Annotated in this window: 18 protein-coding genes and 1 other RNA gene; 6 read left to right on the top strand and 13 right to left on the bottom strand. The window is 71.2% G+C overall.

Going from position 1 to position 13,799, the window contains the following annotated elements; genetic code table 11:
- Positions 1-50 precede the first annotated feature (50 nt).
- From ACIPW5_RS11185 to ACIPW5_RS11145, 9 genes are all read right to left on the bottom strand, one after another.
- Positions 51-815: an ATP-binding protein gene (locus ACIPW5_RS11185; protein WP_401243433.1), complete on the bottom strand. Its 765-nt coding sequence runs from the start codon at positions 813-815 to the stop codon at positions 51-53.
- Between the two features lie 8 nt (positions 816-823).
- Positions 824-1,642 (bottom strand): PD-(D/E)XK nuclease-like domain-containing protein, encoded by an 819-nt coding sequence (locus tag ACIPW5_RS11180; RefSeq protein ID WP_401243431.1) that lies wholly within the window; start codon positions 1,640-1,642, stop codon positions 824-826.
- Between the two features lie 100 nt (positions 1,643-1,742).
- Positions 1,743-1,985, bottom strand: a complete 243-nt coding sequence (locus tag ACIPW5_RS11175) for a hypothetical protein (protein WP_401243429.1) — start codon at positions 1,983-1,985, stop codon at positions 1,743-1,745.
- A 112-nt stretch (positions 1,986-2,097) separates the two neighbouring features.
- Positions 2,098-2,439: a hypothetical protein gene (locus ACIPW5_RS11170; protein ID WP_401243428.1), complete on the bottom strand. Its 342-nt coding sequence runs from the start codon at positions 2,437-2,439 to the stop codon at positions 2,098-2,100.
- Positions 2,436-3,008 carry a hypothetical protein gene (locus ACIPW5_RS11165; protein WP_401243426.1) on the bottom strand — a complete coding sequence of 191 codons (573 nt, stop codon included), beginning with the start codon at positions 3,006-3,008 and terminating at the stop codon, positions 2,436-2,438. The genes ACIPW5_RS11170 and ACIPW5_RS11165 overlap by 4 nt, the downstream gene beginning before the upstream one ends.
- Positions 3,005-3,277 (bottom strand): hypothetical protein, encoded by a 273-nt coding sequence (locus tag ACIPW5_RS11160; RefSeq protein ID WP_401243425.1) that lies wholly within the window; start codon positions 3,275-3,277, stop codon positions 3,005-3,007. Before ACIPW5_RS11160 ends, ACIPW5_RS11165 begins: the two co-directional genes overlap by 4 nt.
- Positions 3,270-3,590, bottom strand: coding sequence for a hypothetical protein (locus ACIPW5_RS11155; RefSeq protein ID WP_401243423.1), 321 nt, complete (start codon positions 3,588-3,590; stop codon positions 3,270-3,272). The genes ACIPW5_RS11160 and ACIPW5_RS11155 overlap by 8 nt, the downstream gene beginning before the upstream one ends.
- On the bottom strand, positions 3,587-3,796 hold the full coding sequence (locus ACIPW5_RS11150) for a hypothetical protein (RefSeq protein ID WP_401243422.1): 210 nt from the start codon (positions 3,794-3,796) through the stop codon (positions 3,587-3,589). Before ACIPW5_RS11150 ends, ACIPW5_RS11155 begins: the two co-directional genes overlap by 4 nt.
- Before the next feature lie 108 nt (positions 3,797-3,904).
- Positions 3,905-4,135 (bottom strand): helix-turn-helix transcriptional regulator, encoded by a 231-nt coding sequence (locus tag ACIPW5_RS11145; RefSeq protein ID WP_401243420.1) that lies wholly within the window; start codon positions 4,133-4,135, stop codon positions 3,905-3,907.
- 500 nt (positions 4,136-4,635) lie between these two features.
- On the opposite strand from ACIPW5_RS11145, the gene ACIPW5_RS11140 reads away from it, so the two are divergent.
- Complete coding sequence (locus tag ACIPW5_RS11140) at positions 4,636-5,091, top strand: hypothetical protein (protein ID WP_401243418.1); 456 nt, start codon at positions 4,636-4,638, stop codon at positions 5,089-5,091.
- A 346-nt stretch (positions 5,092-5,437) separates the two neighbouring features.
- Positions 5,438-6,805, top strand: a complete 1,368-nt coding sequence (locus tag ACIPW5_RS11135) for a tyrosine-type recombinase/integrase (RefSeq protein ID WP_401243416.1) — start codon at positions 5,438-5,440, stop codon at positions 6,803-6,805.
- 30 nt (positions 6,806-6,835) lie between these two features.
- On the opposite strand, the gene rnpB is transcribed toward ACIPW5_RS11135, so the two are convergent.
- An RNA gene (gene rnpB, locus ACIPW5_RS11130) (RNase P RNA component class A) lies at positions 6,836-7,238 on the bottom strand.
- A gap of 77 nt (positions 7,239-7,315) precedes the next feature.
- On the opposite strand from rnpB, the gene ACIPW5_RS11125 reads away from it, so the two are divergent.
- Entirely contained in the window at positions 7,316-8,050 is a 735-nt protein-coding gene (locus tag ACIPW5_RS11125; RefSeq protein ID WP_401243415.1) for a MerR family transcriptional regulator, read from the top strand.
- Positions 8,047-8,856: a hypothetical protein gene (locus tag ACIPW5_RS11120; protein WP_401243413.1), complete on the top strand. Its 810-nt coding sequence runs from the start codon at positions 8,047-8,049 to the stop codon at positions 8,854-8,856. Before ACIPW5_RS11125 ends, ACIPW5_RS11120 begins: the two co-directional genes overlap by 4 nt.
- Before the next feature lie 24 nt (positions 8,857-8,880).
- Here the strand turns inward: ACIPW5_RS11120 and ACIPW5_RS11115 are convergent, their stop codons facing one another.
- Positions 8,881-10,323 (bottom strand): RNB domain-containing ribonuclease, encoded by a 1,443-nt coding sequence (locus tag ACIPW5_RS11115; RefSeq protein ID WP_401243412.1) that lies wholly within the window; start codon positions 10,321-10,323, stop codon positions 8,881-8,883.
- Between the two features lie 148 nt (positions 10,324-10,471).
- On the opposite strand from ACIPW5_RS11115, the gene yaaA reads away from it, so the two are divergent.
- Positions 10,472-11,272, top strand: coding sequence for a peroxide stress protein YaaA (yaaA, locus tag ACIPW5_RS11110; protein WP_401243410.1), 801 nt, complete (start codon positions 10,472-10,474; stop codon positions 11,270-11,272).
- 50 nt (positions 11,273-11,322) lie between these two features.
- Here the strand turns inward: yaaA and ACIPW5_RS11105 are convergent, their stop codons facing one another.
- Together ACIPW5_RS11105 and ACIPW5_RS11100 are read right to left on the bottom strand one after the other, a co-directional pair.
- The gene (locus tag ACIPW5_RS11105) at positions 11,323-12,075 is read right to left on the bottom strand and encodes a bifunctional DNA primase/polymerase (RefSeq protein ID WP_401243408.1); all 753 of its coding nucleotides are present in this window, start codon (positions 12,073-12,075) and stop codon (positions 11,323-11,325) included.
- 149 nt (positions 12,076-12,224) lie between these two features.
- Positions 12,225-12,851 carry a TetR/AcrR family transcriptional regulator gene (locus ACIPW5_RS11100; protein WP_401243406.1) on the bottom strand — a complete coding sequence of 209 codons (627 nt, stop codon included), beginning with the start codon at positions 12,849-12,851 and terminating at the stop codon, positions 12,225-12,227.
- A gap of 72 nt (positions 12,852-12,923) precedes the next feature.
- On the opposite strand from ACIPW5_RS11100, the gene ddaH reads away from it, so the two are divergent.
- Complete coding sequence (ddaH, locus tag ACIPW5_RS11095; protein ID WP_401243853.1) at positions 12,924-13,796, top strand: dimethylargininase; 873 nt, start codon at positions 12,924-12,926, stop codon at positions 13,794-13,796.
- The last annotated feature ends 3 nt before the right edge of the window (positions 13,797-13,799 follow it).

Here is a 13,799-nt window from a genome sequence, read left to right as displayed (position 1 = left end):
CCTGGGGTGGGCCGCCCCCGATTCCGGCGAGGGCGGCCCAAGTCGTGCTGCTACTGCTGGCCGCCGTCGGACGGCGCGCTCAGCCAGGCAAGGAGCGGGCTGGCGATGTCGCGGGCCCCGTTGGGGCGCTCGAATGACCGCTTGTTGAGTGCGGGGCAGCGGGACTTGAGGACTTCGAGGCGGTTGTCGATGTCCATGGCGACCGCGACGTCGAACTCGTACTCGATGCCCTTGCGCTGGTCGGGTCGCATGCCGACCTGCTTGGGCTTGCCGTTGTCGAGCACCCACTCCGTGTAGGAGCGCATCGAGCAGACGACGTGGCCGGGGTAGCTGAGGATCGCGGCGACCATGTCGTTCTGCATCGGGGTGCCGTCCTTCCAGCCGGCGAACTTGTTACCGCCGTAGCGGCTGCTGGCCTTCTCGACCTGGGCGAGGGTTCCGTCGGTGCCCTTCCAGAAGTGGGAGAGGCTGTCGACGAACACGGTCGGGTAGCCGGCCTGGGCGGCGGCGTCGAGAACACGGATCAGGTCGCGGGGGTCGTAGCGGTCCATGGAGACCGTGTCGAACTGGATGCCGCCGATGCCGGCGTAGAGACTGGCGGCGCCTGCCTCGGTGTCGATGACGGCGAACCTGCGGCCCTCGGAGAGGCCGTGGGCGATGCTGAGCCCGGTCCAGGTCTTGCCGGAGCCGGACATGCCCTGGATGGACAGACGGCCCTTACGGCCGACCTTGCTGGCGGGGCGGAAGGTGGGCGGTGCTTCGGTCGTAGTGGCCGACGGTCGCCCGGTGCGGACGGGCGGGGGGAGCTGGGACACGGTGGCTCCTAGGAGTACTGCCGCTCGATGTACGGCGGCAGCGAGATGACGGTGGAGTGCTCGGAGTAGGCGGGCCAGTGGCCGGTCTCGCGGCCGTAGAGGTAGCGACCGGCTGCTTCCTGGGTGTGGCGCAGTCCCGCGTACCGGGCGACCGGGTCGAGTTCGGCTACCTGCACCAGGTACGGCGGCTGCTTCTCCTGGAAAATGAACTTGAAGCTGGCCCCTTCGGGGAGGAGCCCGAGCTCGGCGGCGCCTCGCCGGTAGACGTGTTCCTGGATGTGGTAGCCGAGCTCGTGAACGGTCTTGCTGAGTCGGTCCGGGTGCACGGACTGGGTGGTCTTGTAGTCGGCGATCAGGTCGGGGCGGAGCCAGTCGAAGCGGCTGCGCCACCAGATCTGTCCGTCGGTCCAGAAGATCGACTGTTCGGCGGCTCCGGATCCCGGCGTGAGGATCTCGGCGGCCTCCGGGTCTGCGGCCAGCGCCTCTGCCATGTCGCAGATCTGCTGGTAGGCGGCGTGCTTGAGGGGGACGCCGCCGGCCTGCCGTATTGCAGCGACCCTGGTCTTGATCTCGTTGGTGTTCCAGAGTTCGGCGTCGACAACGACCAGCTCGGGCCCGTCGCCCAGGACCACGGTGTGCGCTGCGGTCCCGAACTCGAAGGCCGGCTTGTGGGGCTGCGGGTTGTCGAGCTGCCACTTGAAGCGGGCCGGGCAGTCGGCGAGGATCTTGGCGCCCGAGGCAGAGAGACTGCCGCCGGGGACCGGGTCGGAGTGGTACAGCTCGGCCGGGATGTCGTACAGGCCGGGCTCGATTTCCGCCTCGGTCACTGCTCGTCGTCCTTCTCGACGTGGTCCTCGCAGATCCATTGGTTGCCGACCCGGACGAACGGGCCGTTCTCGTCGCCGCACTGGGCGCAGGTACGGGGCATCAGAACGGGTACCTCTCGGTGATCGGGCTGCGGAGCCGGAAGTGGATCGGGATGCGGATGCCGCCCCAGGGGTTCCAGCAGTCGCAGATCTCGATTCGGGGCTGGCTCGTCTCGATCTCCTGGGCTTCGTCGTCGGTGCGGCCGGCGCCGTTGCAGTCCAGGCAGTTCGGGTCGGGCTGTCGCTGGAGCCAGATGGCGTTCTCGTAGCGGTCGATCCGCCAGCGGCCGAGGGTCAGAGGCATGGGTTCTCCTGTTGGAGGGTGTGGCGGGGTAGGGCCCTGGCGGTGCAGGGCCCTGTGGTGGTGGTTGGTACACCGGGCAGACGGTCCGTGGGATGCGCCGGCCCGGCGGGTATTAGGCCGCGGGGCGGCTCTGGTGGAACACCGCGTCGGTGCGGTAGATGATCCGTTCGCGAACCTCGGCGCCGTCCACGTTGGGATCGGCCTTCAGGTCATCCGCAGAGCGGGACCAGTCGGCGAGGTCGGCGATCTCGGCGACGACCCGGCGGGCCTCGACCGCGTCCGGAGCGGACGCGATGATGAGGCCCGAGTGGTGGCTGACGTGCCAGTGGAACTCTTCGCCGCAGCGGCTGTAGGGCAGGCCCCGGTAGATGTACAAGCCGGGCACGGGCTCGATCGCGTTCACGGTGAAGGCGGGCTTCTGGTCCAGCTGGACGATGTGCTGGTGGACGGTCACGACGCCACCGCCTGCACTCCGGCGAACGCCGGGGTCTGGACGTGGTCGCGATAGGGGCGGCCGTTGGGGTACTGCTTCCACTGGATCGGCCCGTGGCACTTCTTGTACGGGTCGTGGAACCAGCGCGGATGCATCGACAGCCTTCCGCAACTCGGGCACGCAATCTCGGGGCCCAGCTGCTGGCTGTGCTCGTGATCGCTGCGTTCCCACTCGGTGAGTCGGCGGGCTTCCACAGAACCGTCGACGGCGTCCTCGTTGGCGAAGTTGGGGTAGTCGCAGTAGTCCGCGTACCGGTTGAGGGCGTCGTCCTCGCTCTTGGCCGAGACCCTCACCAGGTAGGTGGTCGTCACCTCGAACGCGACGAGGTACTCGCGCTTGTGGAGGCTCCACTGGAGGTGTTGCGGGACACGGTGTTCGGCGGCCAGCAGCGCGTCTTCGACGTCCTCGTCCAGCCCCGCCGGCTCGGGGCGCGGCCAGCGGTGGCTGTAGTACTCGTGGTCACCCGAGTGCTTCAGCTCCTTCTGGCACTCCTGGTACGTCTCGTTCGGGTTGGTCTCGGAGCACTTCACGACTGGCCTCCGGCGGGCAGGTACGGGCAGGGCCAGGTGCTGTCGACGTCCAGGTCGAGGTACTGGTGCCGCTGCTCGGCCAGCAGGCCGGCCTTGCGGTACTCGTTGGCCGTCATCCCGGCCGCCAGGGCGGCCTTCCTCAGGTTGTGCTCGGCCTGCAGGCGGCGCGCCTCGGCCTCCACCACAGCCGCGGGTACGTCCAGGGCGGTGACCGGCGGCAGACCCGCCAGGCGCGGCGACGTCGTGTCGGCGGGGAGGAGATCAGCCACGAGAGCCACCCCCGCAGGTGCAGCGCGCAGTGACGCCGCCGACGTAGCCGCAGGAGTTCTCGTGGCCTCCGTTCGGGATCCACGGGTCCGGGTCGGCCATCCGACGCATGCGGGACAGGGCGACCGCGTCGGCGTACCCGACGAGCTGGACGACCGGGGTGCCGTCGACGAGGTTCCAGGCCAGGCTGCGGGTCGTCGTCTCGACGCCGCTGTCGGCCACCACCGGGGTGCCGATCGGGCAGGCGCCGTTCCAGGCGATAGCGCGGGCGGTGCCGTCGGTCACAGCGTCGCTGACGTGGGCCGTGTCGCTCATCGCGCTACCTCCGTGGCCAGCGGGTACGTCGCCAGAACCTTCGCGGCGGCGTGCAGGGACGCGATCGACCGCTCGCGGGCCTCGATCGACACCGGCAGCAGCAGCTGCCAGCGGGTCTTCCGCGTCGCCTTCGCGGCCTCGCGGATGCGCTCCGGATAGTGGGACTCGATCAGGTCCACGACCGGATCGGGCATGATGTGGGACATCGGGATCTCGCTCTCTCCGCACCAGTCCGTGCGGGTGAGGTGGGATTGCGGTAGGCCTCGGCTTGCCGGTTACTGCCAGGTCACCGGCGGCCGGGGCCGCATGCCGCTCTAGGCGGCGCGGGCGCTGGCGCCCTGCTGGGCGTCGAGGTAGTCCTCGAGCTCCTGGATCGTGTAGGCGAGCTTGCCCCTGGTGAGGAGGTAGCCCTGGGGGCCGTAGCCCTTCTGGCGCCACTTGCGGAGCGTCGCGAGGGCGATGCCGAGGTGATCTGCGGCGTCCGGCGGCCAGAGGCTCCCCTTCGGCGGTGCAATGAGGACACGCTTGCGGCGAACCGTGGACATCAGGTCCGTCCTTTCTGCTCGATATCCGTGGACATGCTGTCCCGATTTGGGGACGGTGGGGGCGCGAAAAGCACCAGGAGGGCTACGCCGATGGCCTCCGAGATGGACTCGGCGTCACCTGCGGATGCGGTCTTCTGGCGGCCGGTAAGGAGTCCGCCTATCAGGCTCCGGGTGCACCCGCTGGCTTCGGCCAAAGTTCGGACGGAATAGGGCCTCCCGGTGCCGGGGTGCTCCATGATCCATCTGAGCACGGTGCGGTCGCGGATCGAGTAGCGGTAGCTCAACGGATCTCCGGTGAGACGTGGTGGGCTTTGCTGATACAAGGTAACCACGCCCGGGGACGTTATGTCTACAACTCAGGACGGCCGGATGTGGAGTTCTCGTGACAGGTGCGGGTGGCTACGCTGGATCTGTAGACGATTCGTCTGGAGTCCGGGATGGTTGTACGGCCTGACCTGCGACTTTAATGGTGTAATCGGGCAGCGATGGAGACAGACGCCGTGAATGCGGATGGAGAGGAAGTGGACATGCCGGTGCCGGCCACCGCCCCCGACCAGGGCGCGCCCGACGCTAAGCCCCCAGGGGCCCTGTCCCGCCTGATCCAGGAGGCGCTCGACGAAGGCTTCTCGTATCAGCAACTGGCGGACCGGTCGCGCGACCCAGAAAGCGGCGAAGGGCTGTCCAAGCAGTACCTGAACAAGCTCGTCAACACCCCGCCGGCCAACCCGCCCAACCCGACGCAGCTGCGGGCCCTCGCCGTCGGCCTGCGTAAGTCCGAGCGGCGGGTGAAGGAGGCCGCGGCCGAGCAGTGGCTGGACTACACGGCCACCGAGCTCGCGGGCTACGACGAGGACGTCCGCATCATCGTGGGCCATCTCGCAGGAGTCACCAAGCAGGAGCTCCGGCAGTGGCGGGCCATGATCGAAGCGGCTGAGCGGGCGAAACGCGAAGACTAGCTCCGGTTTTCGATTCAACCGATTGTGGTGCAAGCCACACCGTCGTAGTCTTCACCCACCGTGCACAACCGATCGCTCCCGCATCAGTTGTGTCTAACCGGGGGAGGGCTCGTGCTGCGCGTCAAATACGAACTGGCAGACCTCGTACCAGGACAGACCGTTCAGGTCCGGGAAAGCAGGGGGACCGTCAAGGTCCTGGTCGACCGCGGGGCCAGCCTTGATGAAGTGGTCGCTGCGATGAACGTCGTCTGCGCCGAGTTCTTCGCCGGAGCGCATTGGTTCCAGGTCTGGAAGGGGGAGATCGTCTCAATGGACTCCCCCGAAGACCCCGGCGAGAGGGGCACCGTTGCCCGGCTACATCGAGGACCGCTGGTACAGGAAGGGCCCGCCCGACCCGGTCACGGGCAAGCCAACGCGGGTTGAGACCGCACGGCACGGACAGGGGAAGCGTTGGCGGGTAGCCGGCATCCCCGGAGCGCGGGACCGGTCATTCGAGAAGCTCGAGGGGCCGCAGGGTGCCAAGAAGTGGCTGAAGGACTCCGCAACGGACACCTCACGCGGCCACTTCTACGACCCGCGTGACGGGGAGATGACGCTTCGGGAGTACGTCGAGAAGACGTGGTGGCCCACTCTCCGCAAGCCTCCCGGCACCAAAGAGTCGATGAAGCCGCGGGTGTTCAAGCACATCCTGCCGCACGTCGGCCATCTGCCCTTGAACCGCATCGGCTCTGACCAGATCAAGGAATGGCTGATCGCCGTCGAGCAGAACATCGACGTCAACACCGTGCGGACCACCTGGCGCCACTTCTCCTCCATTCTCCAGGCTGCGCACAAGGCCAAGCGGATCCCCGAGAACCCCTTCCGAGATGAGGACTTGCCGGCGCCCGCCGCCCCGCCCTCCGAGGCGAAGGCGTGGCCGGAGGAGACCGTGATCGCGGTCCGCAAGGGTCTTGGTGACCGGTACGGCATCCTGGTCGACCTTGCCGTCGGGTCCGGGCTGCGGCAGGGGGAGGCCTTCGGCTTCTGCCCCGAGGACATCGACGGCGACGAGATCCGTGTCCTGCGCCAGGTGGTGAAGATCGGCGGGAAGCTCGCCTTCGCTCCGCCCAAGGGCAACAAGACCCGCCGGGCGCCGTGCCCTGCGGAGCTGGCGGAGGCCGTGAAGCTCTACGCCGACAAGTTCCCGACCACGGAGGTCACGCTGCCGTGGGTCGACCCTGACCGCCCGAGTCTCGAATGGGACAAGCGGCCGAAGCGGACTGTACGTCTCCTTGTGACCACTGGACGCAGCTCGGGTGTCAGCGGGGGAGCCATTAACCGCTCCACGTTCGACGACAAGGCGTGGAAGCCGGCGCTCGTGCAGGCCGGCGTTATCGGTGCTCCGGTGCGCGAGTACATCCAGGGCAAGGGGAAGAAGCCGTGGGAGCGCGTGCAGTGGGAGATGCCGCGGGAGGATGGCTTCCATGTCACCCGGCACACATTCGCTAGCGTCGTCCTGGCCGAGGGTGAGACCATTACTCAGCTGGCCGCGTGGCTGGGGCACACGGATCCAGCGTTCACGCTGAGGACTTACGTGCACTTCATGCCGAAGTCCGGGAAGCGGGCGCTGGCGGCGTTGGGGCGGTGGATGTCCGCCACGACAGACAGTGCATCCCCGACGGGGAGCGATTCTCCCCAGATCCTCCCCAGCGATCAGGATGATCTAGAGAATTGAGGCTCTGCCCCAGGTCAGGGCTGAGAACGACAGACGAGTCGGCCTGTACGCCGGGTTCTGTCACCCGGAGACCTCGCGGTCGCCGGGGAGACGGCCATCCATCTAGGACCGGCGTTGCCGCCGGCCTCGTGCGGTCTACCCGCGAACATCGGGCGGGCAGCCCTCAAGCGTTCGCGCAGACCCGTCCGGGGACGGATCCTCTTGACCTTGCTCCAGGTGGGGTTTACCTAGCCGCCTGAGTCACCTCAGGCGCTGGTGGTCTCTTACACCACCGTTTCACCCTTACCGGCGGCCGAAGCCCCCGGCGGTCTGTTTTCTGTGGCACTGTCCCGCGGGTCACCCCGGGTGGGCGTTACCCACCACCCTGCCCTGTGGAGCCCGGACGTTCCTCGGCGGGATCCGGGGACCCCGACGCGGCCGCCCGGCCGACTCGTCTGTCGTGCCGACCATGCTACCGGCTGTCCGCGGCGGCTTGACCTTGACGCAGCGGCAGGGTTTCTACTGGGGGGCATGCGGATCGGAGAGATCGCCGCGCTCGTCGGGCTCAGCACCCGCGCGATCCGGCACTACCACCACGTCGGACTGCTCCCGGAGCCCCGCCGGCGCCCCAACGGCTACCGGGCCTACACCGTGCGCGACGCCGTGCTGCTGGCCCGGGTGCGCCGGCTCACCGAGCTCGGGCTCGGCCTCGACGAGGTGCGGGACGTCCTCGCCGACGACGCGGGGCGCGAGCTGGCCGACGTACTCCACGAGCTGGACGCCGACCTCGCGCGGCAGGAGGCCGAGCTGGCCGAACGCCGGCGCCGCCTCGCCGTACTGCTCGCCGCCGGCCCCGGGGACGGCGAGCCGGTCTCCCCGGCGCTCGCCGCGCTGCTGGCGAAGGCCCCGGCGACGGACTCGCCGGCCGCCGCGAAGGACCGCGAGCACCTCACCCTGCTCGACGCCACCGGCGCCGTCGGCGAGGAGCTGTACGCCGTCCTCGGACGGCTGGCCGCCGACCCCGCCGTGCTCGCCCTGTACGAGCGGCTCGACGAACTGGCCGCAGCCCCCGTCGACGACCCCCGGATCGGCCCGCTCGCCGACGCGATGGTCGCCGCCGTACCGCCGGAGGCCTTCGCCGCGATCCCGTCCGGCGGCCCCGCCGTCCCGGGCTTCGAGGAGGCGCTGCTCGCCGACTACGCCCCCGCGCAGGCCGAGGTCGTACGCCGGGTGATGGCGGCCTTCACCGGGAAGGGGCGGTCATGAGGGCCGTACGGGCTGCCCGGATCGCGGCCGGCTGCGTCATACCCGGCGAGCTGCTCCTGGTCCTGTGCCTCGCGGCCGGGGTGCGCCCGCCCGGGTGGGCGACGGCCGCCGCCGAGGCGCTGGTGCTCGGGACGCTGCTACTGGAGGCCTGGGTACTGTGCGCGCTGCGCCGGCGCACCGGCTCCTGGCGGCGGGCCGTGCGGGCCGTCGTGCCCGAGCCGGTCCGGCTGCTGCTGCTGCACGAGCTGCGGGCCGCCGCCTCCCTCGGCCGGTGGATCGTGCGCCGCCGGCACGGCGTGGGACCCGGCGACCTCGCCGCCGGGTACACCGGACCGCAGACGGCCATGATGTACGGACTGCTCTTCGTGTCGGTGGTCGAGACCGTCGGGCTGGCCGTCCTCATCCCCTGGCCCGCCGTGCACCGGGTGGTGCTGGTCCTCGACGTCTACACGGTGCTGCTCGTCCTCGCCCTGCACGCGGCCTGCGTGACCCGCCCGCACGTGCTGCGGGCCGACGGGTCGCTGCGGATCCGCTACGGGGCCCTGTTCGACCTCACCGTCCCGCCGGACGCGGTGGCCTCGGCCCGCGTCGAGCGCCGCTACCCCGAGGGGCGGCTCGTCACCCTCTCCGAGGACGGGGTGCTCGACCTGATCGTGGGCAGCCAGACGACCGTGACCCTGGAGCTGAACCGCCCGCTGGACTTCCGCCGGCCGCTCGGCGCCCGGGCCAGTGCCCGCACGATCCGCTTCCACGTCGACGACCCCCGCGCCCTGGTCACCGCACTGCGGCAACCCGCGTCCCCGTGACGGACCGCCTTCCCGGGGCCCCCCTCACGCCGGTGCGAAGAGGATCTTCGAGGTGCCCGGGTCGGCCCGGGTCAGCCGGACCCGGATCCGCTCCCCGAGCGGCAGCCGCTCCGACGGCGACTCGACCCGTCCCACCACGGCCGGGTCCTCCAGGTGGACGGTCCCGACCTGCGGCTCCTGCTCCTTCACGTCGATGACCGTCGCCTCGAAGGTCTCCCCGACGCGGTCCTTGAGCAGCGCCGCCTCCACCAGGTCCACGCACTCCCGCTCCACCGAGTTGGCCAGCCGGGTGCCCTCCGCCATCTCGTGCGGCAGCGCCTCCAGGGCCTCGACCACCCACGCCGGGGGCTCCGCCCCCGCCACCGCCGCCACGCACAGCTCCCCGGCATAGCGGTCGGCGAGCCGGCGCAGCGGGGCGGTGCAGTGCGCGTACGGGGCCGCCACCGCGGCGTGCAGGGCGGGGTCCGGGGTCCGGCCGCCGGTGAAGACCGTGTAGCCGGCGCCGCGCAGCAGGGCCGTGCACTCCTGGAGGAAGGCGGCGTGCGCCGGCAGGCGCGGGTCGAGGGAACGGACCAGCGCCGCGTACGGGACGTGGTGCGGCCAGTCGATCCGCAGGGCCTTCGCCGCCCGGCGCAGCCGCCCGACCGCGCCGTCGGGGGCGGCGGGGAGGGTGCGCAGGATCCCGGTGCCGGAGGCCAGCATCAGCTCGGCGGCGGCCATGCCGGTCATCAGGGAGACCTGGGCGTTCCAGCCGTCGGCCGGCAGCGGGGCCCGGTAGACCAGCCCGTACGAGCCGTCGCGCTCGACGACCTCCTGCTCGGGGACGTTCAGGGAGACGCCGCCGCGCTCGGCCTCCAGGGCCTCGCGCAGGGTCCCGATGTCCTTCAGCAGGGCCAGGGAGGGTTCGGCGGTGCCGGTGTCGATGGCCTTCTGCACGCCGTCGTAGTCGAGTTTGGCCCGGCTGCGCACCAGGGCCCGGCGGACGTCGGTGGTCTCGACCCGGCCGTCGGCGTCCAGGTCCAGCCGCCACACGAGGGCCGGCCGGGTCCGGTCGGGCAGCAGGCTGGCCGCGTCCTCGGAGAGCACGGCCGGGTGCAGGGGGACCTTCCCGTCGGGGAAGTAGAGGGTGGTCACCCGGCGGTGTGCCTCGGCGTCGAGGGCGGTGCCCGGGCCGACGAAGGCGGCGACGTCGGCGATGGCGTAGTGCACGCGGTAGCCGCCGCCGGACCGTTTCGCCAGGTGCATGGCCTGGTCGAGGTCCACGGAGGCGGGCGGGTCGACGGTGAAGAAGGGCAGCCCGGTCATGTCCTCGGACGGCAGCCGGGGTGCGGAGGCCGCCCGCCCGGCCTCGGCGAGCACCTCGGCCGGGAAGCCGGCGGGCACGCCCAGCCGCGTCCTCAGGTCGCCCAGCGCGGCGCGCAGGGCCGCCCCGTCCGCTCCGGCCATGTGCATGTGACGGCGTGGCATGGACCGAGCGTAGGCCGAGTACGCCGGTTCCGCGCGGGCCGCGGAGACCGCCGGGCGGGGGATCGCGGCGCGGACGGGATCGCGTACGCCGTCTACCCTGACTCGGGGGCCGCACCCCCTGCGCCGCGTCGTCTGAAGGAGAACCACCGTGCTCGTGCTGCTGCCGCCCTCCGAGGGAAAGGCCGCCGGCGGCTCCGGCGCACCGCTCGACCCCGCCTCCCTGTCGCTGCCGGGCCTGGCCCCCGCGCGGGCGGCCGTGCTGGAGGAACTCGTCGAGCTGTGCGCGGCGGACGAGACGAAGGCGCGCGAGGTGCTCGGGCTCAGCGAGGGCCTGCGCGGCGAGGTCGCCAAGAACGCCGCCCTGCCGACCGCACCGGCCCTCCCGGCCGGGGAGATCTACACCGGTGTGCTCTACGACGCCCTGGACCTGGCGGGCCTCCCGGCACCCGCGCGGGAGCTGGCGGAGCGGACGCTGCTGGTGTTCTCCGGACTGTGGGGCGCGGTGCGGGTGACCGACCGCATCCCCTCCTACCGCTGCTCGATGGGGGTCAAGCTGCCGGGGCTGGGCGCGCTGGGCGCGTACTGGCGCACCCCGATGGCGGAGGTGATGCCGCAGGCGGCGGGGGACGGGCTGGTGCTGGACCTGCGCTCGTCGGCGTACGCGTCGGCGTGGAAGCCGAAGGGGGAGACGGCGGGGCGCACCGCCACGGTGCGGGTGCTGCACGCGCAGGTGGTGGACGGGGTGGAGAAGCGGTCGGTGGTGAGCCACTTCAACAAGGCCACCAAGGGGCGCCTGGTACGCGACCTGCTGCTCGCCGGTGCGGTGCCGGCGTCGCCGGCGGAGCTGGTGACGGCCCTGCGGGACCTGGGCTACGTGGTGGAGGCCGAGGCGCCCGCGAAGCCGGCGAAGGCCTGGTCCCTGGACGTGGTCGTCAGCCAGATCCACTGAGGCCACCTCTTCGACGCGCCGCCCACGCGGCGCGTCGAAGAGGAGGTCTCCTAGCGGCCCGGGGGCCAGGAGGCCGCGGCCGGGGTCTGGTCCAGGGTGCCCGCGTACTGGGCGCAGGCGTCCGTCAGGGTTTCCAGCAGGGTCAGCGGGTCCGGCAGCGGATGGCGGGCGTCGCGCAGCCAGCTCACGGAGTGGTCGCCGGGGAGGGCCGCCGGGGGGAGCAGGACGTAGCTGCCGCGGCAGTGCCAGCGCAGGCCGGGGTGTTCGTCCATCGTCTCGGGGTGGCAGTCCAGTTCGCAGGGCCACCATTCGTCCTCGTCCTCCGGCGTACCGCGGGTCGCCGTGAAGAAGAGCATCCGGGCCTGGTCGCCGGTGCCGCCGGACTCGGCGACGGGGCCGACCTCGATGCCCGCGGCCAGCAGCCGCTCCAGGGCGCTGCGGCCGGCTTCCAGGGGGACGTCCAGGACGTCGTGCACCATGCCCGTCGCGGTGATGAAGTTGGCCTGGGGCTGGCTGCGGGCCCAGCGCTCGATCTGCGCGCGGTCGGTGGTCGACTGGGTCTGCCAGGCGAAGGAGACGGGGTGCCGGGCGGGCGTGGGACAGCCGATGCGGTCGCACGAACACCGGTAGCCGTCGGCGGGATGGGCGGCGGGGGCGACGGGGAGTCCGGCGGCGGCCACGGCGAGCAGGAGGGCTTCGCGCTCCTTGCCGGGGTCCTCGGGGGCGGGTTTCGAGCGGCGGCGCAGCCACTGGGAAATCCTGCTCAGCTCGCCGCGTTTGACGCGGCCGGACTCAGACCCCATCTATCCCCTACCTCACCGTTGCCCCGGCAGACCATTCCATGGTCCCACCATCGGGAGCGCCGGGTGACCGCACCCCCCGAACGGACTCCCCGATCGAGTTCCCCAGATAACCACACAATCAGGCCATATGGTTCTCGGTCACGCAGGTGTCACCGGCTCTCCGGCCGTCCGGCGGTGACGTATCCCACGCCGGTCAGCACCCCGTCCACCAGCGCGTCCGCGAACCCGTGCGTCAGCGGCCGGGTCCGCATCAGCCACCGGTACGTCAGCGGGCCCACCAGCATCTCCACCGTCAGCCGCAGATCGGTGCCCGCCGGGAGCTGCCCCGCGTCCACGGCCGACCGCAACCGCGCCTCGTACAGCGCGAGCTGCGGTTCCAGCAGCCGTTCCGTGAAGCGGGCCCCGAGCTCCGGGTCGGTGGCCCCGGCCGCGGTCAGGGCGCGCGTGGGGGCGTCGTACCGGGGGTCGGCGAACTCGTCCACCGTGGCCCGCAGCACGGCCTTCAGGTCCGCCGCGAGGTCCCCGGTGTCGGGGAAGCCGGTCCAGCCGGCCTCCGTGTCGGCCTCCCCGCCCAGCGCCAGCGAGGCGTCCAGCAGCACCTCGGCCTTCGAGGACCACCAGCGGTAGATCGTCTGCTTGCCGACTCCCGCACGGGCCGCGATGGCCTCGATGGTCAGCTTGTTGTAGCCGACCTCGCCGACCAGTACGAGGGAGGCGTCGAGGATGGCGCGCCGGGAGCGGTCGCTGCGGCGGGTAGCGTCAGGGGATTTGGTCACCGTCCCAACGTATCAAGGCAGTCCGAGACGTCTCGTCTCCGAGCTGTTGTGGCCATTCACCCGATCGGTTCACTGCGCGGCAACCCCCCGAGGAGAGACGATTCTCCCGACAGTCGTAGCCGTGAGGAGCCTTCTTTGCGCAGAGACGCCACACCCCGGCGCTACCTGATGTGCCCACCCGCACACTTCAAGGTCACGTACTCCATCAACCCGTGGATGGACCCCACGAAACCGGTGGACCTGCCCCTCGCACTCGCCCAGTGGGAAGACCTGAGGGACCGCTACCTCTCCCTCGGGCACACCGTCGAGACGCTCGTCCCCGATCCCGGCCTGCCCGACATGGTCTACGCCGCGAACGGGGCCCTCGTCATCGACGGCCGGGTGCTCGGCGCCCGCTTCGCCTTTCCCGAACGGGCCGCCGAGGCGGAGATCCACCTCGACTGGTTCCGCTCGCACGGCTTCGCGGACGTCCACGAGCCCTCGCACGTCAACGAGGGCGAGGGGGACTTCGCCGTCACCGCCGGCCACATCCTGGCCGGCCGCGGCTTCCGCTCCAGCCCGCTCTCGCACGACGAGGCGCAGGAGTTCTTCGGCCGCCCCGTCATCGGCCTCGACCTGGTGGACCCGCGCTACTACCACCTGGACACGGCGCTCTGCGTCCTCGACGGCGACGAGATCATGTACCACCCGCCGGCCTTCTCTCCCGGCAGCCGGGCCGTGCTGCGCCGGCTGTTCCCCGACGCCCTGGTCGTGGAGGACGCCGACGCGGCGGCCTTCGGCCTGAACGCGGTCTCCGACGGGCGCCACGTCCTGCTCCCGCAGGGCGCGACCGGGCTGATCGCGCCGCTGCGCGACCGGGGGTTCGAGCCGGTCCCGATGGACCTGGGCGAACTGCTCAAGGGCGGCGGCAGCGTGAAGTGCTGCACCCAGGAGCTGAGGCCGTAGGCC

The sequence above is a fragment of the Streptomyces sp. NPDC090077 genome, from assembly GCF_044747545.1.
Classification (GTDB): Bacteria; Actinomycetota; Actinomycetes; order Streptomycetales; family Streptomycetaceae; genus Streptomyces.
Note: the sequence above shows the minus strand (reverse complement) of the source record. Positions and strands in the feature narration are given on the sequence as shown.